This is a genomic window from candidate division WOR-3 bacterium (assembly GCA_039801905.1).
Classification (GTDB): Bacteria; Hydrothermota; Tepidihabitantia; order Tepidihabitantales; family JBDRVQ01; genus JBDRVQ01.
In genome coordinates this window covers 1-17,698 of the sequence record JBDRVQ010000024.1, presented here as the reverse complement: position 1 = coordinate 17,698, position 17,698 = coordinate 1, and the positions used below count along the sequence as shown (strand labels likewise).

The window sequence follows — 17,698 nt, the reverse complement described above, 5'->3', positions numbered from 1 at the left end:
GGGAAAAGTCAAATGGATTTATCTTAAACCCAAAACTTCCCGATAACCCGGGATATCTAAAAAACCGTGCCCGGAGACATTAAAAGCAATCACCTTCTTCTCACCCGCTTCTTTCGCCTTCAGAGCTTCATCAATCGCACAAGCTATGGCATAGGAAGATTCGGGAGCCGGCAGGTAACCTTCGCATTCAATAAAAACCTTCGCCCGCTCAAAAACATATTTCTCATCTTTGGGGTAAGCAACCGTTTCTATTATCTTAAGGTGGCGGAGGAGGCTAATGATTGGGGAACAGCCATGATAGCGCAGACCATCTCCCCTAATCGGTGCCATCTTAATCTTATGACCTAAAGTATACATCTTTAAGAGCGGGGTAATTTCTGCATAATCGGCAAAGTCATACCGGTATTCCCCTTGGAGATTAGGAGCGACTTCGCTCTGAGCGGCAATAAATCTTATCTTTTTCCCTTTCTTCAACCTCTCACCAACGAATGGTAAAACAAAACCACCAAAATTGGAACCCCCACCCAGACAACCAATCATTATATCCGGCTCCACACCGATCTTTTCAAACTGTTTTTTGGTCTCCAACCCAATTATCGTCTGATGGAGAAGGACATGATTGAGAACTGAACCGAGGCAATAGATAGCATTAGGGTCCTTTTGGGCATCCTCCAACCCCTCGGAGATGGCAATCCCCAAAGAACCCGGATGTTTCGGATTTTTCTTATATAACCTTTTACCGACCTCTGTTCTGGGGGAAGGGGAAGCGTAAACCTCGGCTCCTAAAAGGCGCATAAAAGTTCTCCGATCGCGCTTCCAATTATAAACCGCCCTCACCCAATAAATTGTGCATTTCAAACCCAGAAGCGCCGCCCCATAAGCCAAAGCTGTGCCCCACTGACCAGCCCCGGTCTCAGTTGTTACCCGGTTGTAACCCTCCTTCTTGGCATAATAGCATTGGGCTAATGCGGTATTTACCTTATGACTTCCGGTGGGAGAGAAAAACTCTCCTTTATAATAGAGTTGTGCCGGTGTCCCTAATCTCTTCTCTAAATTGAGGGCTCGGAATAAAGGACGAGGACGACCCGCTTGGGAATAGAGAAGGAGTAATTCTTCAGGAATGTCAATCCACCTCTCTTGACTCATCTCTTGTTTCAAACATTCCGCCAATAGGAGATTTGGAAGATTTTTCAAGCGGGAAGGACCTTTCTCCGGATCTTTGGGCGGAGGAAGAGGCTCTGGTAGATCGGGAATGATATTATACCACTGTTTGGGCATTTCCTCTAAGGTTAGATTAACTTGTCTTATTTCTTTCATTTTTCCTCCCCAAAACTATCAAATTGCTTAAATACTTTTTCAACTTTTTTATTGCCTTTGCCCGATGGCTCACCCTATTTTTTATCTTCGGTCCTAACTCGCCGAATGTCTTCTTAAAACCTTTGGGAATAAAAATCGGGTCATAGCCAAAGCCAAACTTACCCTTCGGCAAAAAAGCAATAGAACCTTCACATAAACCTTCAAAGAAGAGAATCTTCTTAAAGGAAAAAACAAAACAGATGGTACACTTAAAAATGGCTCGCCTTTCCTCCCTCGGTATTCCCTTCAAAAGTTTAAGAATTCCTTCAATCTTCTCTTGGAAAGGAGTCTCTTTTCCGGCGAAACGATGTGATTTTATCCCCGGCAAACCTTTCAGATAGTCAATGAGTAACCCCGAATCCTCTCCCATCGTCGGTAGACCGGTTAAAAGAAAACCGGTCATCGCCTTTTTATAGGCGTTCTCGGCGAAGGAAGAACCATCCTCCACCACGGAAAATCTGAGGCCGAGATCTTCGGGGAAAAGGAATTCCCAATCCCCTTCCTTCCCGAAGATGGAAATTATCTCCTCTCCTTTCTGACGATTATTGGTGGCAAGGAATATCTTCACAGAAACCTCTTTCCCTTAGGATGAGAAAATAAAAAGGAAAGAAATCTTTTAATCTCGAGAGCCTTCTCCTTGGGGCAGAGGAAGACGAGGTCTTTGGTCTTTACTACCAAAAGATTAGAGATACCAAAAGCAAAAATTGGGGAATCTTCTGTGTAAAGAATTGAATCTTTGCTCTCTAACAAAATCGTATTCCCAATCCGAATGTTGCGATCCGTGTCTTTAGGAAAATGCCTCTCCAACGCTAACCAATTCCCAACATCGTCCCACTGAAAATTGGCTCTGATTACCAAAAAATTCCTCACCTTTTCCATTATTGCGTAATCAACGGAGATGTTCGGTGCCTTTTCGTATAATTTTTTTAATTCCACCCGCTCGTGTTTTGTGCCAATAAATTTCTGATATTCTAAAAGACTCTGATAGAACTCCGGAAAGTGTAAAGCCACTTCTTTTAAGAAGAGAGAAACCTGCCAGCAAAATATCCCCGAGTTCCAGAGGAAACTCTTACTTTCCACATATTCTTTCGCCTTATCGTAATTTGGCTTTTCAATAAAAGAACTTCCCGAAAAGGCAATTAACTCTTCTTTTTCGGCGACTTTTTCCCCAATTTCAATATAGCCGTAACCCGTTTCAATTCTCGTTGGCTCAATACCAAAGAGAAGAAAATAACCTTTCTCTGCCAGTTCCGAGGCAAATTTAACTGCCCGATAAAAATTGGTATTCGGTCGGATGAGATGGTCCGATGGCAAGACAACCATTATCCCATCCGAAGGTAAGTGAACTGCGGCGAGACAAATTGCCGGAAAAGTATTCTTCCCTTCTGGTTCTATTAGCACTTGCCGGCGATGAACTTTAATCTCCTTAAACAAGAGATGGACATAGATTTCCGGAATGACATAGCGATGGTGGGATGGGGGGGCTAAATGAATAATCCGGCGCTGGGTATCCTGGAGCAGGGAGGTCTGACCAAATATCCGTAAAAATTGTTTGGGTCTTATCTTGCGGCTTTTGGGCCAGAACCTCTCCCCTTTTCCTCCGGCAATTACTACTGGATAAATATCTCTCTTATCCATTCTCACTCCTTTTTTTAAGGATCGCCTTAACCATTCCCAATAATAACCTTGTCTTAATCACCAAAGGTAGACGAAGAGAATCTTCTGAGATATAGATATCACCAAGGATACTTTTGGGAAAAGTCTCCGGTTGAAGACGGCGGACTAAAAAACTACCAAATTTATTAGAAATGTACCGACATTCCTTCGGATTTATCTTCACCCGATAATCCTTCTTGTCAAAATGGGCAAAGGTCTCCCGGTTGGTATCGGAGCAGGAAGAGCGGAAAAAATACCAAAGGGTGAGCAAATCCTTTGGAGATTCCCGAGCGGGAAAAATTGTTCCATCCGAATACTCAATTCGGTCTCCGTTAAATTGATAGGTTAATTCTTTTTGGTAATTCCCTTCCTCTACCTTTTTATAAGAATAGAGAGTAGTGAAATCGTTGCGCCGGCTAACAGTAAATAAGGAATCGTCTATCCGAAAGGGAAAGTTACTTTTCAGAACCGAAGAGAGAAAATAGACCGTCTCCCCGGTGAAAAATCCTTCCTTTAAGGAAAGTCTTAACTCCCCTACCCGCCAGATTCCCAAATAGACATCATAATTAAGGACTTCTGCCGTAAAAGGAAAACTAATAAAAAGAAAAAGACAAAGCACTAAGGAATAATAAAGAAGAAATCCTTGTCTGTCAATAAAAAAGCCCCGGTAAAAACCGGGGCTTTTCTTCTTTTTAGATATTTATTGGGTAACCACCCAGCGCAAGCCGCCGATTTTCTGATAGGCAACCTTCAAAACTACCTCATGGCCACTCATTGAGACAACCTTCATCTTGGCGAAATTGTCGTTTGTATCCCAACCGTTGGCGTTCGGGTCAATCCAGAGGGAATAGAGAGCACCAGAAGTTAATTGCTTTTGCGTATAATACTCTGTCGTTCCGGCAATTTTTAAGGCATCAAAATCGGTTGTCGTCTCCTCCCGGGTGGAATTCTCTTCATTATTATACCCCCGAACATCGGGTGAGCAAATCGTCATCGGTTGCCCAACATCGTCTAAATAGAAATCAATATTGGGCCAGTTTGAGGAATTACCTAAGGCGTAGGTCACCGCTGTGCCATCACTGGCGAAACCGAACCCGGATGGATGATTTGGGTCTGGGTCACCCCGACCGTAGACCGTAATTGTGGAAGTGACAACTGCCGTGGTATTTAAGATGTAAGGGTCACTTTCCGTCCCATCGGCATAGGCGGTAATCTTTATCTCCTTTGCTGGGGTGGTAACATCGTAAGTCAATTGGGTAGTAGAGTTCTTTGTGCCGTCAACATAGACATAGTAGCCCTTAGCGCCGTCAACCGCCGTCCAGGAAAAACGAAGCCCATCACCGTTTTGTAAGACAGAGTATTGGACACTCGGCTTCTCTAAAGATGGTGGCGGACAGGAGCCACCAATAAGAATAATACCTAAGAAAATAACTAAATAGGGAAGAAACCTTTTCATATTAACCTCCAACTTCCTTTTTCTTCACCGGCTTTTCTGGTGGCTTCGGTTGAGAAGGTGTCTCCTTTTTAGTGGTTGTTGTCTTGGTCGGATGGTATTTGGTCATATGTTCTTCAAAAGCGGTCTTCAAAGCGGCAAGGTCCGAAGAAAGGGTTGAGACCTGCTCTTTTAAGGCTTTTATCTCTTCCGCCTGTGCCTCAACCTTCTTTACCAACTCCTGGGGTTGTTGGCAGTTTAAGAGAAGGAGAGGCACTAATAATAAGGTTAAAGCGATTAGGTAACGCATAAATCCTCCTTAAAAAAATAACTAGCATCCAAAATCTCTTCCATACCAATAATGATACCAATTTTTAGAAGTTTGTCAAGCATTCCGATAAAACATCTCCTCAAAGGAGTTCGGGATTCTGAAATAAATCAATCCAGGGTAGTTGGTAGGTAAAAGAGATATAGAAGAAAGCGGAGATAAAAAATAGAATGAGAATGGTAATCTTAAAACCAGCAGTAATCGTTCCTTTTTCCACACTCTTTTCCATCATTACACCCGCTATTCCGGAAAGATAGGCGGCAAGAATACTCCAGCCCAACTCTATCGTTAAAGATTCAACCTTTCCAAAAAGAGCCGGAACTAAATACCAGATAAGTAAGATAAACCAGGGAACCATAATCGTTGCTAACAATCGGGGATACCAAAATGAGCCTAAATTATTCAATTTTCTTTTTACTAAAAGATATTCAATCCCGCTACTGAAAAGATAAGCCCAAAATGCCATCTTTAAGTGCTGAAAGACCGATTCGTTGATTCCGGAAAATGGTATGAGAAAATTCCAATGGGTTAGATCATAGCCAAAATGTAAAAGTCCAAAGATGCCGAGATAAAGTAAAGATTTAATATATGCTTGCAAATCTATTTTAATCTCTTATGGCAGAACCACCAATCAAAACAGTCAAATTCCCCACTTTTTGCCCTTTCTATTCTTTCTTTTGCCGACTTCACATCCCGCGCCGGAGGCACAATCACATGGTCTTTTACCAATTCGTTATTGGGCCAGTTAGCCGGCATCGCCACCCCATTTTTATCGGAGATTTGCAGCGCCTCCACAATTCTCACTATCTCATCCATATTCCGACCAAGTTCTTGGGGATAATAAAGAATTGTTCTTATCTTCCCTTTCTCATCAACGACAAAAACCGCCCGCACTGTGTTTGTCCCTTTACCGGGATGGATTAGCCCCAATCTTTCGGCTACCGCTCCGGTATCGGCAATTATTGGAAATTGAATCTCAATACCCAACTTATCCTTTATCCACTCCTCCCATTTTATGTGGGAAAAAACCTGGTCCACACTGAGACCAATCAGTTCGCAATTTAATGCCCGAAACTTATCATACCTTTTCTGAAAGGCAAAAAACTCCGTTGTGCAGACCGGGGTAAAATCCGCTGGATGACTGAATAAGACAAACCACTTTCCAGAAAAAGCCTTAGGTAACTCCATTTCCCCATGGGTCGTCTGGACCTTCATTTCCGGAAAATCATCCCCTAAAAGGGGCATACCAACCTTCCCTAATTCCTTTGTCATCTCTTTCATAACTCCTCCTATTCTAATTAATAATTATAGTAACAAAAATCAGAAAAGCAAGCAAGGGATCTTTATTAAAGATATCTTATAATTACAATGCCAAATTACCTTTCCGGACCATCACTCATAACCGTAAATGGGAAAGAAAAGATTATCTGATGAGATACCCTTTTATTAGGGGGAAAATTGCTTTAAATCTCCAATTTTCCCCCCTAATCTCTTCTCTAATCCCTCCCCTAACTTCTTCTCTCCTTTCTTTTCCTATTCCTCTCCTCCTTTCTCCTACCCTTTCTCTTATCCCAGTTCCTCATCCCCCCTCCTTTCCCAATCGCCTTTTGCCAATTCTAAAGAGAAATTAAAAAGTTTAAAGGGAATAGAGAAATGTCCTAAACCTTTAAGTAATCATCTAAACGGTTAGGCTTACATTTTATGAATGATTGACATATTTTTATTTCTCGCTATCTTAAAAAGAGCCGAGGTGGCGGAATTGGCAGACGCGCTAGGCTCAGGACTTAGTGGCGGAAACGCCGTAGGGGTTCAAATCCCCTCCTCGGCATCTCTTTTTTAATGATCACCCCTTTAAATTTGGCTTCTAAACCAACACCAATTCAAAAGATTAATCTTTTGGGATACGATATCCATATCAAGAGGGATGACCTCACGGGATTAGTGACCTCAGGGAATAAGATAAGGAAATTGGAATTTTTACTTGCTTTTGCCTTAAAGGAGAAAGCAAAGGTAATTATCACCTGTGGTAATTACCAATCAAATCATGTCCGCACCACCCTTTATACCTGTTCCCTTTTGGGCCTAAAAGGGGTAGCAATTCTCAAAGGGGAGGAGCCGAAAATTCCCGAAGGTAACGCTTTTTTAGATTACCTCTTCACCGATGAGATTTACTTCTTAAACGAAAAAGAATACGAAAGAAAAGAGGAATTTGCCCAAGAGTTAATTGCGAAATATAGAAAGCGGGGGATTTCCGCTTACTTCATCCCCACTGGTGGTTCAAATGGTATCGGCTGTTTGGGATATCTTCAGGCTTTTGGCGAGATGGTTGATTATATAAAAAATCATGGAATTGATGCCCTCTTTTGTGCCGTTGGTTCTGGTGGTACTTATGCCGGACTTCTCCTTGGTAAATATTCTTATGACCTCAAAATACCAATCTACGGCATCTTAGTTGATGAAACAAAGGGTTATTTCTTGAAGAAGATAAATGAGATAGTTAAGGAGGCAGAAGAGATACTGGGAAGAAAGTTAGGTGTGAAGGAAGAAGATGTAAACCTCATTGAGAGTTACATCGGTTCTGGTTATGCTCTTCCTTATAAAGAAGAGGTTGAAATGATTTGGATGTTGGCAAAAAAGGGAATCCTTTTAGATCCGGTCTATACCGGTAAGGCATTCTACGGTATGATAAAAGAGAAAGAGAATCTTGGTTTTCGCAATCCCCTCTTTCTTCACACCGGTGGGATTTTCTCTCTGTTCGGTTTTAAGGAAGAAATCTTAAAATGGCGATTTATTGACAATGGGAAAAAATTGTTTAAGATAAAAAATGGTTAGAGCTGCGCTCCTCTTTGCTCCGGGAACGAATTGCGATGAAGAGACCCTTTTCGCCTTTGAGAAGGCCGGCGCCAAAACCGATCGCCTCCCTATAAATTATCTAAAGACGAAGAAGAAAATTTTAGACCCTTACTCCATCCTCTGTATCCCCGGTGGCTTCACCTATGGTGATTATATCGCCGCGGGAAAGATTTTGGCTAACGAACTCCTAATGAGATTAAAAGATGCCCTCCTATCCTTCTTAGAAAGAGGAGGAATTATCTTAGGAATTTGCAACGGGTTTCAGGTCTTGGTGAAGGCAGGGTTACTCCCTGCTTTTCGTTCCTATTTTGAGAAGCCAACTGTGACCTTGGATTGGAATGACTCTCTCCTTTTTGAATGCCGGTGGGTCTATTTGAAAAATAATGATTCGCCTTGTCTTTTTACCAAAGATCTCCCTCCCCTCATCACCCTCCCTATTGCCCATGCCGAAGGAAAGTTTTTGCCCAAATCAAAAAAGGTTTTGGAGCGATTAAAAATAAATAAGCAGATTGTCTTCACCTATGCGAACGAAAAAGGGGAAGAGGTTGGTTATCCCTATAATCCCAACGGTTCTATCGGTAATGTGGCAGGAATCTGCGACCCAAAAGGGAGAATTTTTGGCTTGATGCCCCATCCGGAACGATTTTTGATAAAAGAGCAGTTCCCTTGGCAGAGAGGAAACTTTTTACCCTATGGTTTTTTTATCTTTCGGAATGCGGTAGAATATGCAAGAAAAATTTTATCGGATTAAAAATCACCCCATCCTCTCCTTTCCTGAGGGGAAGAGGGTAAGGTTCTATTTTGAAGGAAAGGAACTGGAGGGTTTTGAAGGAGAACCAATCGCCTGCGCTTTAATCGCTAATGGGATAAAGGTCTTCCGGTGGAAGAAAGGAAGGCCACGGGGTTTCTTCTGTGCCGTTGGTAAATGTTCCTCCTGCTTAATGACGGTTGATGGAAAGCCGAATGTGATGGTTTGTATGGAAAGATTGAAAGAGGGGATGCGGATTGAACGACCTTCCGACCAAGAGACTGCTACCCAAGAAGAGGAGAGATTAAGAAAGGAGAAGGAAGGGGCAGAGGGGAAGGATTTTCTTCCTGCTGTTTACGAAACCGATTTGGTGATTATTGGAGCTGGCCCGGCAGGCTTATCTGCCTCTTTGACCTTGGGGAATTTGGGAGTGAGGCATATAATTGTTGATGATAATCCTAAACCTGGTGGTCAACTCTTAAAACAGACCCATAAATTTTTCGGGTCTTCGGAACTTTTCTGCGGAATAAGAGGGTTTGAGATTGCTCGGATTTTAAAAGAAGAGATTGAGAAGTTAAGTTGCGCAAAATTTTTTCTTTCTTCCTCCTTGATTGGGGCTTACCGAAATGATAAGGAGTTTGAGTGTGCGGTCGTAACGGATGAGAAGTTAATTAAGATCAAAACTAAAGCATTAATCGGTGCTCTGGGGGCTTGCGAGAACTTTCTCCTCTTTGAGAATAACGACCTGCCGGGAATCTACGGCGCGGGTGCAGTGCAAACCTTAATGAATCTCTACGGAATAAGACCCGGGAAAAAGGCTCTGATGGTTGGTTCGGGTAATATCGGTCTAATCGTCACTTATCAGATGCTCCAAGCGGGAATTGAGGTCTTAGCAATTGTTGAGATTATGCCCGAAATTGGTGGCTATCATTGCCATGCGGCAAAAATTCGCCGCATGGGCATCCCCATCCTCCTCTCCCACACGGTAAAAAGAGCGATAGGTAAAGATTTTGTTCAGGGAGTAGTGGTCGTTCAAGTTGATAAAAATTTTCAAGAGATAAAGGGCACAGAAAAGAGATTTGATTGTGACCTTATCTGCCTCTCGGTTGGTCTTGCCCCTCTATCCGACCTCTTCTCTGCACTCGGTTGTAAAATCTCCTACATTCCGGAATTGGGTGGCTACCTTCCTTACCACGATGAGGACCTAAAGACTTCAATCCCCGGGGTTTTTGTCGCAGGCGATGCCAGTGGCATTGAAGAGGCATCAACCGCGATTTTAGAGGGAAGAATTGCCGGTTCTTCGGCTTATGAGTATCTATTCGGGGAAAATAAAGAAAGTAGTGCTATCAAAAAATCGGCAAAGAAAATCCTATCCGAAATCCGTCAATCACCTTTCTTAAAAAAGATAGAGAAAGGGCTAAAATCCTTAACTGTCCTCTAAGTTTTCTATTGATTTTTTCCAATTTTTAATTAGATTTATCTTAGAATGTTCAATCTTTTATTCTTTATTCTCTCTTCTCTCCCAATTAAGGGAGATTTGCCGGTAGGTATTGATTACTCTTACTATTTGTCTAACGGAAATCCTCATTTGGAGATATTTTACGAAATTCCCTGCTCTTCTCTCATCTTCATTAGGGAAGGAAATAATTTCATCGCCCGCTACGAAATAAACATCTTCGCCCTTAGCCCAAAGAGAGATTTTATCCTTTTGGATAAAGTGGTAAAAGAGGTGAAGAGAAAGACCGATGAGGAAAGTGAAAAAGAAAATCGAGAGGAGGGGAAATTGGTCTTTTCTCCTCCGCCAAATAGTAAGTCAATTCTTCTCCTCTTTCAGTGCCGAAATTCCCAGCGCGCCGCGGAGGTTTCCTTCCCCTTAAAAGAGAAAAGGGAGATTTTTTTGCGCAAAGGAAAAGACGTTATCTTTTCCAAAAAACTGTCCTGGGATGATACCTTTTCCCTCTATTTTCCACCGGACCCTAAAGTCATCTCTTATGAAGTCTCTCTCAAAAGAGGGAAAAAGGAGGTTTTCAAAAGAGTGATTCCAGGAGGTGAAGGATTCTTTGAACCCCTGAGGAACTTCCCTGCCATTCTGAGCGACACCTCCGGGATTTATAAGATAAAAATTTATGCCCGAGGTAAGGAAGAGGTAATTTGGGAAAAGGAGATGTCAATTCACATTACAGTCTCACCCTTCCTTTCCGATAAAGAATGGCAACGGAGGATCTCCCTTCTCTTTCCCATTGCCACAGAAGAAGAGATAAAGGAACTGAAGGTCACCCCGACCGAAAGGCGTTCTGCTACCTGGGAGGAATTTTGGGGAAAAAAGGAGATAAAGGAAGAGGATTACTTCTCTCGGGTTGAATACTGTATAAAGAACTTCTCTTTTGGTGATAAAGGACTTGCTTCAGACCGGGCAAAGATTTACTTAAAATACGGTCAACCAGACGCGATTGAGGAATATCCTTATGAAACAAATAAGAAACCCTATATTATTTGGTATTACTACAATTTGGGATTGAATTTCATCTTTGTTGACCAAAAAGGGATCGGGGAGTATGTCTTGGTAAGATGAGAGGATTAACGGCTTTTCTTTTACCATTTATTCTCACATGGGCACAAGAAATAGCGTTTGATTATTCGGTCTTTTGGGTTAGCGATAGCCTAAACTTTGTTGAATGCTATTACTCTCTTCCCTATACTTCTTTACCTTTTAAGACGAAAGACGATACTTCCTTTTCTTACCTTACTCTCTATCTTTATCTTGACGGTCTCTTACGAGACTCCCTCTCCCGTACCCTTTCCGTTCCGAAGGGAATAGAGAATTTCTCTTACCTCTCAGTAGTTGATGGTTTTGGTTTCTTTCAGAAAAAGGGGATTTATCCTCTTGAACTGGTCGTCTTTTTAGGGGAGAGAGAAAAAAAGTTCCGCCTTTTTGATACCGTCCTCTCCTTTGATTTCCAAAAATCTCCCTCCCTCTCTTCTATCCTTTTTGCTAATTATTTGGGTGGAGATAGTTTAATTGGCCGTTTTTATCGGAATGGTTTCTGGTTTACCCCCAATCCCGCCCGGGTATTTAAACGGTCAAGGGAACAAAATTTAGCCTATGCCTATTTGGAGGTTTATAATCTAACCAAAAATGAACCCTACGAGGTCAATTACCGAATAAAAGGGAATGGTGGTGAATGGCGTATCGGAGGGAAGATTGATACCGCCCACGCCCGGAACTTTGTCCTCCCTCTTTCTTTTTCCATTCGGGGACTGAAAGAGGGTAACTACACCTTAAAAGTTTCCGTCACCGACCGAAAGACGGGTGGTAAGGCGGAGCGAGAAAAGGAGTTTACGGTGCAAGAAGAAATTGAAGAAAGTCTCCCCTTCTCTCTAAGAGAGAAAGAAGAGATCTTTCTCTTAGTGGCTCGGGATGAGGAGAAGAAAAATTTCCAAAAACTTTCCCCTCAAGATAAAGAGGCCTACCTCCAATTCTATTTCCAAAAAGTTGATTATGAGGAGATGAAGAGGAGGATTTCTTATATCAACGAAAAATTTGGTAAGAAGGGAAGAAAGGGGGAGAGGGCGAGGATTGTTTTAAAATATGGTATTCCGGATGAGATTGAAAGCCATCTCTTTAAGGAAAATGTCCGCCCCCACGAACATTGGTACTATCGCAACCTTAACTACCACTTCCTCTTTATGTATATTAGAGATGTAGGCGAACCGGTTCTTCTGTGGTCAAATGTGAAAGAGGAGAGAAACTATCCGGGATGGGAACGTTTTGTTGACCCGGAGGAATACGAAGAGTTAAGATGAACTACTTGGTGGCAACTTCTCCTTACTCTTCCTTCTCGTTTCTCTCCACCTTAGGAGATTTGGAGCCGGGAGAATTGGTTTTAGTAAAAGATAAAATTGGCGAAGATATAGGGAGAGTCATCTCCCCCACCGAGGAAGAAGAGATTGGAGTAATTCTGCGTCGTCTGGGAGAAGGGGATTGGTCAAAAATTAACGAGTTAAAAAAATTGGGTGAGAAAGCCTTAGCGGTCTTTCAGGAGATTAAAATTGCCAAAAGGCTACCCCTTAAAATTTTGGACCATCACCTCCGTTGGGATAAGAAGATAATCATTTTTTATCTGATTCGGTGGGAAGATTTTGATTGGCAAGAATTGGAGAAACAATTAGAAAAAGAGATTCCCATTAAGATTAGAATTAGGGAGATAAACCCCCGGGTGTTTGCAGGAAAGATAAAAGGTTTAGGAAGATGTGGTAGGGAAGTTTGTTGTGCCCGACTCCAAGGGAATTTGCCCCGAGTTTCTATGAGACAGGCCCGGTTGCAAAAACTCTTCCTCTCCTCAGAGAGGATCTCCGGTCTCTGCAATCGCCTCCTCTGCTGTCTCGCCTACGAAGCGGAGATTTATCAAGAGGCGTTAGCGAAATATCCGGCTTTAGGTTCCATTGTCAAAACAAGGTGGGGGGAAGGGGAAGTGATAAATGTGGATATCTTTCACGAGACCATCTTTGTCCGAATAAAAGACAAGGAAGTCACTTTGACCCTTTCCGAAATTTTATGAAGAGAAAAGTTTGTTCCTTAAAAAGCAAAAGGAGAAAGATAAAACCGGTTTTGGTGGGAAAAGGTCTGCCCACCCGGGTGAATACTAACATCGGAACTTCTCCTGAGGCCTCCTCCCTAAAGGAGGAATTGAAAAAGTTGAAAGTGGCGATTGCCGCTGGGACTGATACCGTAATGGACTTATCAACCGGAGGGGATATTGATGAGATCAGAAGAGCGATTTTAACGGAATCATCGGTGCCGGTGGGTACGGTGCCAATCTACCAGGCATTTTATGAGGCAAAAAAGAGGAGAAAGTCTTTTGTGGAACTAACCCCAAAAGAGATTTTAGCGGTCTTTGAGAAACATTTCCGAGATGGGGTTGATTTTGCCACGGTCCACTGTGGTATTAATAGAAAGAATGCCGAAATCCTTTATCGGAAAAAGAGGCTCACGGGAATTGTCTCGCGGGGTGGGGCGCTGGTATTAGAATGGATGCATTACCAAAATCGGGAAAATCCCCTTTACGAATACTTCCCGGAGATTGTGGCGATGGCGAAAGATTATGGCGTCTGCCTTTCCTTAGGGGATGGTTTAAGACCAGGTTCCATTGCCGATGCCACTGACGAGCCCCAGATTTTAGAACTTTTGGTTTTAGGGGACTTGGTCGCCTACTGCTGGGAGAAAGGGGTGGACTGTTTAGTAGAAGGACCGGGGCACATCCCAATTCAAGAAATTCCCTTCAATGTCCTACTGGAGAAAGTGATTTGTGATGAGGCGCCTTTTTATGTCTTGGGTCCTTTGGTGACCGATGTTGCTTGTGGTTATGACCATATCACCTCCGCTATCGGGGGGGCAATCGCCGGAGCTTGTGGTGCGGACTTTCTCTGTTATGTGACACCGGCCGAACATCTGGGATTACCGACTGTGGAAGAGGTCCGGGAAGGAGTGATTGCAGCCCGGATCGCCGCGCACGCTGCGGATATCGCCAAAGGGATAAAGAAGGCTAAGGATTGGGACAATCAAATTTCAACCTATCGGGCAAATCTCAATTTTGAAAAGATGGTTGAAATTTGTCTTGACCCTAAAAGGGCAAAGGAGATTTTTTACCGCCGGAAAATAAAAGAGACTGGTGTCTGCACAATGTGCGGGGAGTATTGTGCTTTGAGGCGGACCAAAAATCTCCTTGGGAAAAAGAGGTAAGATTATGAAAAAACCTTACACTTTATTCACGCCGGGTCCCGTGGAAATAGAAAAAGAAGTAAGGAAAGAATTAAACGAGCCTCTACTCTACCATCGGGAAAGGATTTTTTCAGAGATCTTTGCCGAAGTGATCCGAGACCTGAAAAGACTCATCTTCACAAAAGGGAAGATCTTTATCCTCACCGCCTCGGGTACCGGAGCGATGGAGGCTTCTGTCCAGAATTTGGTCTCAAAAAACGAGCGGGCATTAGTAATCAGCTATGGGGTTTTTGGGTCACGGTGGAAGGAATTGCTTTGGCGCTATGGGGTTTATGTTGACGAAATCGCTTATCCTTATGGTCAATCACCACCCTTGGAAGAGATTGTGCGGAGATTAAGAACAAGCGACCAGGCAAAATTTGTCTTTACCACTCTAACAGAAACCTCAACCGGCATGCTCTCCCAAATTGAAGAGATTGGTAAAATCTGCCGGGCGGAAGATCGGCTCTTAGTAGTTGATGGGATCTGTGGTTTGGGAGCGGATAAGTTTTATATGGACAAGTGGCAGGTTGATGTCTTCTGCGGTGCTTCCCAGAAGGCATTGGCTTCCCCACCCGGTCTCTCCTTCGTGGCGGTAGGAGAACGAGCCTGGGAAGCCGTAACAAAGGCGAAAAGCCCGCGGTATTATTTTGATTTTCGGATTTACGATAAATTCCTCAATGACCTCCAAACCCCTTACACCCCGGCGATTCTCACCCTTTACGCCTTGCGGATTTCCTTAAAAAAAATCTTATCCTTAGGCGTGAAGAGGTTATGGGAGAAACATAAACAACGGGCAGAAACTTTCCGGCGGGCAATGGGTAACGTGGAATACTTACCCGACAACCCATCTAATGCCTTAACTGTGATTAAAATGCCCGAAGGGAAGGATAGCACAAAAATTATTCGGGAAATAAAAGAACGCTACAAAATGCTTTTCGCCAATGGCCAGAGGGAATTAAAGGGAAAATTGATTCGGGTTGGCCATATGGGAGACTTAAAAAAGAAGGATTTATTAAAAGCCGCCGAAGTCATCAAAAGATACCTATTCTAACTAGTACCGACTGGCAAACTCTTGGGGATTAAGAGAATGCCTTCCCTAAAAGAAAAGTTAAAAATACTCACAGAAATCTTAAAGGGATACAAGCGGGTTGTTTGCGCCCTCTCCGGTGGCGTTGATTCTACTCTACTTTTGAAACTTGCCCTTAAAACCTTAGGCAAAGAAAATGTCCTTTCGGTCACTTTTGTTTCCCCAACTTATTCCCTTTACGAACTGAAAGAGGTAAAAAAGATTTTAAGTTTATTAAGACCGAAACACCTCTTTATTTTTACCGAAGAGTTAAAAGAGAAGGGTTTTCAAAATAACCATCCGAATAGATGCTATTTTTGCAAAAGGGAAGCCTACCGTCTCCTCCGAGCAGTGATGAAAGAAACCCACTTTCGGGATGCAGTAATAATTGAAGGAACAAACTTCTCCGATGCTTCCGACTATCGGCCGGGCCAAAAAGCCTTAAAGGAAATGAAGATCAAAAGCCCTTTCTTTCTTGCCCGAATGGAAAAAGAGGAGATACGCGCCTTAGCGAAAGGTTTCTTTCTGCCCAACTACCAAAAACCTTCCCAATCCTGCCTTGCCTCCCGACTACCTTTCCTTCATAAGATAACGGAAGAGGAGTTAGCCCGAGTGGAAAAAGGGGAAGAGGTTTTGCGAAAATTAGGACTATCCTCTTTCCGGTTGCGTTCCCAAGGGGAAGTGGCGAGGATTGAATTGGTAAAGGATTGGGGAAAGGTGATAAGAAAGAGGAAGGAGATTGTTAAGAAGATGAAGCACTTAGGCTATCGTTATATCACCTTAGACTTAGAAGGCTACCGACCAATGGGTTTACAATGGAAAAGAAGTTAAGAGAGATCCTCTTGCGGATTAAAAAAGGCGAGATGACAATTAAAGAAGGGATGGAGAGATTAAAAGTCCTCCCCTTCTTAGAACTTGGTTATGCCAAAATTGATACCCATCGTCCCTTGCGCCGGGATTTGGGAGAGGTGATTTATGGAGAAGGGAAAAGAAAGGAAGAGATTTTGGGAATTGTGGCAAAGTTGAAAGAGATAGGAGAGGATTGCCTTATTACCCGACTCCCTTCCGATTTGGGAGAAGATTTGGTAAGAAAATTTGGGGGTAGATATTTTCCTTCCGCCAAAATCTTTGCCTTGGGAAAGTTTCCGAAAAGGAAAAAGAAGGAAAAGCCAATTCCCATCATCACCGCCGGTACTTCGGATATCCCAGTGGCAGAAGAAGCTGCGGTCTTTTTAGAACTACTGGGCTATCCGGTAAAAAGAATCTATGATGTGGGGGTGGCGGGTATTCATCGGACTTTCTCCCACTTAAAAGAGATTAGGAAGGGAAGGGTAATAATCGTCATTGCTGGTATGGAAGGGGCATTAGCCAGTGTCGTCTCAGGTCTTGTTAGTAAACCGGTGATTGCCGTTCCCACCTCTTATGGTTACGGAGCAAACTTCCAAGGGCTTTCCGCCCTTTTGGCGATGCTTGCTTCTTGTTCACCAGGGATTGGGGTGGTGAATATTGATAATGGCTTTGGCGCCGCTTACCTTGCCCACCTCATTCTCAGTTCTAAATAAAAATGCGGATCCTCTACCTTGATTTAATCTCCGGTGTTTCCGGGGATATGCTCCTTTCCTCTCTCCTTTCCTTGGGTATTCCTTTTGAAAAATGGGAAAGAGAGATTAGGAAGTTAGGACTGGGGATTCTGGTCAAGAAGAGATGGGTTCCCAGGGGACATATTAAAGCCTTATCCTTAATTATTAGAAACGCGGAAAAGAGGGTGAAAAAACCAGAAGATTTTTTCCGGATACTGGAAAGGGCAAAATTAAAGTCAGAGATAAAAGATAAGGCAAAAGAAATTTTCTCCCTCCTTTTAAAAGCGGAAGCGAAGGTACACAGAACAAAGACGACTCACCTCCACGAATTGGGAGAATACGATACCCTCTTAGATATTGTCGGTTGCCTTTTGGCACTTAACCTCTTAGAAATAAGAGAGATTTATGCCTCTTTTGTCCCTTTGGGGAAGATAAAGGCACCGGTCACCTTAAAAATCTTAAAAGGCATCCCGGTCTACGAGAAGGATATTGACTTTGAGATAACCACCCCAACCGGTGCTTTACTTATAAAATCATTAGTCAAAAAATTTTGCCCTTTACCTTTAATGAAAATAGAAAGGATTGGTTACGGCACCGGTACCTTTGACCTCAAAGAGCCTAATCTTTTAAGGGCAATCGTTGGCAAATTGGAAGAGAAACCGAAGCAAATCTTTCTAATTGAGACCAATGTTGACAACACCTCACCCGAGATCTTGGGCTATCTAATGGAGAAATTATTAAAGAAAGGGGCTTTGGATATTTATTTCACACCAATCTATTGTAAAAAGAACCGCCCCGGGATAAAGATTTCCGTTATGACAAAAGAAGATAAGAGAGATGAGATGATTGATGAGATTTTTTCTCAAACCAAGACCTTAGGGGTAAGGGTCTATCCCGTAGAAAGATATGAGGCGGAGC

The 17,698-nt window shown here is 42.9% G+C and carries 20 protein-coding genes and 1 tRNA gene; 13 read left to right on the top strand and 8 right to left on the bottom strand.

What is annotated here, in order from left to right:
• Positions 1-18: 18 nt before the first annotated feature.
• The 8 genes from ABIL00_05725 to ABIL00_05690 form a co-directional block, all read right to left on the bottom strand.
• On the bottom strand, positions 19-1,317 hold the full coding sequence (locus ABIL00_05725) for a TrpB-like pyridoxal phosphate-dependent enzyme (protein MEO0110252.1): 1,299 nt from the start codon (positions 1,315-1,317) through the stop codon (positions 19-21).
• On the bottom strand, positions 1,295-1,924 hold the full coding sequence (gene rdgB, locus ABIL00_05720; protein MEO0110251.1) for an RdgB/HAM1 family non-canonical purine NTP pyrophosphatase: 630 nt from the start codon (positions 1,922-1,924) through the stop codon (positions 1,295-1,297). Before rdgB ends, ABIL00_05725 begins: the two co-directional genes overlap by 23 nt.
• The gene (locus ABIL00_05715; GenBank protein MEO0110250.1) at positions 1,921-2,994 is read right to left on the bottom strand and encodes a sugar phosphate nucleotidyltransferase; all 1,074 of its coding nucleotides are present in this window, start codon (positions 2,992-2,994) and stop codon (positions 1,921-1,923) included. Before ABIL00_05715 ends, rdgB begins: the two co-directional genes overlap by 4 nt.
• Positions 2,987-3,631, bottom strand: coding sequence for a DUF3108 domain-containing protein (locus ABIL00_05710; GenBank protein MEO0110249.1), 645 nt, complete (start codon positions 3,629-3,631; stop codon positions 2,987-2,989). Before ABIL00_05710 ends, ABIL00_05715 begins: the two co-directional genes overlap by 8 nt.
• Before the next feature lie 81 nt (positions 3,632-3,712).
• Positions 3,713-4,468 (bottom strand): hypothetical protein, encoded by a 756-nt coding sequence (locus ABIL00_05705; protein MEO0110248.1) that lies wholly within the window; start codon positions 4,466-4,468, stop codon positions 3,713-3,715.
• Position 4,469: 1 nt separating this feature from the next.
• Complete coding sequence (locus tag ABIL00_05700; protein ID MEO0110247.1) at positions 4,470-4,754, bottom strand: hypothetical protein; 285 nt, start codon at positions 4,752-4,754, stop codon at positions 4,470-4,472.
• A 100-nt stretch (positions 4,755-4,854) separates the two neighbouring features.
• A complete protein-coding gene (locus tag ABIL00_05695; GenBank protein MEO0110246.1) occupies positions 4,855-5,370 on the bottom strand; it encodes a DUF6512 family protein in 516 nt (171 codons plus the stop codon).
• A gap of 2 nt (positions 5,371-5,372) precedes the next feature.
• Positions 5,373-6,053, bottom strand: coding sequence for a peroxiredoxin (locus ABIL00_05690; GenBank protein ID MEO0110245.1), 681 nt, complete (start codon positions 6,051-6,053; stop codon positions 5,373-5,375).
• A 149-nt stretch (positions 6,054-6,202) separates the two neighbouring features.
• Between ABIL00_05690 and ABIL00_05685 the strand changes: the two genes are divergently transcribed.
• From ABIL00_05685 to larC, 13 genes are all read left to right on the top strand, one after another.
• Positions 6,203-6,403 carry a hypothetical protein gene (locus ABIL00_05685; protein ID MEO0110244.1) on the top strand — a complete coding sequence of 67 codons (201 nt, stop codon included), beginning with the start codon at positions 6,203-6,205 and terminating at the stop codon, positions 6,401-6,403.
• Positions 6,404-6,516: 113 nt separating this feature from the next.
• Positions 6,517-6,600: transfer RNA gene (locus ABIL00_05680), tRNA-Leu, on the top strand.
• An 11-nt stretch (positions 6,601-6,611) separates the two neighbouring features.
• Positions 6,612-7,604: a D-cysteine desulfhydrase family protein gene (locus ABIL00_05675; GenBank protein ID MEO0110243.1), complete on the top strand. Its 993-nt coding sequence runs from the start codon at positions 6,612-6,614 to the stop codon at positions 7,602-7,604.
• Positions 7,597-8,376, top strand: coding sequence for a phosphoribosylformylglycinamidine synthase I (gene purQ, locus ABIL00_05670; GenBank protein MEO0110242.1), 780 nt, complete (start codon positions 7,597-7,599; stop codon positions 8,374-8,376). Before ABIL00_05675 ends, purQ begins: the two co-directional genes overlap by 8 nt.
• A complete protein-coding gene (locus ABIL00_05665; GenBank protein ID MEO0110241.1) occupies positions 8,351-9,814 on the top strand; it encodes an FAD-dependent oxidoreductase in 1,464 nt (487 codons plus the stop codon). The genes purQ and ABIL00_05665 overlap by 26 nt, the downstream gene beginning before the upstream one ends.
• Before the next feature lie 96 nt (positions 9,815-9,910).
• Positions 9,911-10,945 carry a GWxTD domain-containing protein gene (locus ABIL00_05660; GenBank protein ID MEO0110240.1) on the top strand — a complete coding sequence of 345 codons (1,035 nt, stop codon included), beginning with the start codon at positions 9,911-9,913 and terminating at the stop codon, positions 10,943-10,945.
• Positions 10,942-12,177: a GWxTD domain-containing protein gene (locus ABIL00_05655; protein MEO0110239.1), complete on the top strand. Its 1,236-nt coding sequence runs from the start codon at positions 10,942-10,944 to the stop codon at positions 12,175-12,177. The genes ABIL00_05660 and ABIL00_05655 overlap by 4 nt, the downstream gene beginning before the upstream one ends.
• Positions 12,174-12,932 (top strand): regulatory iron-sulfur-containing complex subunit RicT, encoded by a 759-nt coding sequence (gene ricT, locus ABIL00_05650; GenBank protein ID MEO0110238.1) that lies wholly within the window; start codon positions 12,174-12,176, stop codon positions 12,930-12,932. Before ABIL00_05655 ends, ricT begins: the two co-directional genes overlap by 4 nt.
• Positions 12,929-14,113 (top strand): phosphomethylpyrimidine synthase ThiC, encoded by a 1,185-nt coding sequence (gene thiC / locus ABIL00_05645; protein ID MEO0110237.1) that lies wholly within the window; start codon positions 12,929-12,931, stop codon positions 14,111-14,113. The genes ricT and thiC overlap by 4 nt, the downstream gene beginning before the upstream one ends.
• A 4-nt stretch (positions 14,114-14,117) precedes the next feature.
• Positions 14,118-15,185: an alanine--glyoxylate aminotransferase family protein gene (locus tag ABIL00_05640; GenBank protein ID MEO0110236.1), complete on the top strand. Its 1,068-nt coding sequence runs from the start codon at positions 14,118-14,120 to the stop codon at positions 15,183-15,185.
• Between the two features lie 36 nt (positions 15,186-15,221).
• The gene (larE, locus tag ABIL00_05635; GenBank protein MEO0110235.1) at positions 15,222-16,031 is read left to right on the top strand and encodes an ATP-dependent sacrificial sulfur transferase LarE; all 810 of its coding nucleotides are present in this window, start codon (positions 15,222-15,224) and stop codon (positions 16,029-16,031) included.
• Positions 16,016-16,762 (top strand): nickel pincer cofactor biosynthesis protein LarB, encoded by a 747-nt coding sequence (gene larB, locus ABIL00_05630; protein ID MEO0110234.1) that lies wholly within the window; start codon positions 16,016-16,018, stop codon positions 16,760-16,762. The genes larE and larB overlap by 16 nt, the downstream gene beginning before the upstream one ends.
• 2 nt (positions 16,763-16,764) lie before the next feature.
• A partial coding sequence (gene larC / locus ABIL00_05625) for a nickel pincer cofactor biosynthesis protein LarC (GenBank protein ID MEO0110233.1) occupies positions 16,765-17,698 on the top strand: 934 nt, incomplete at its 3' end.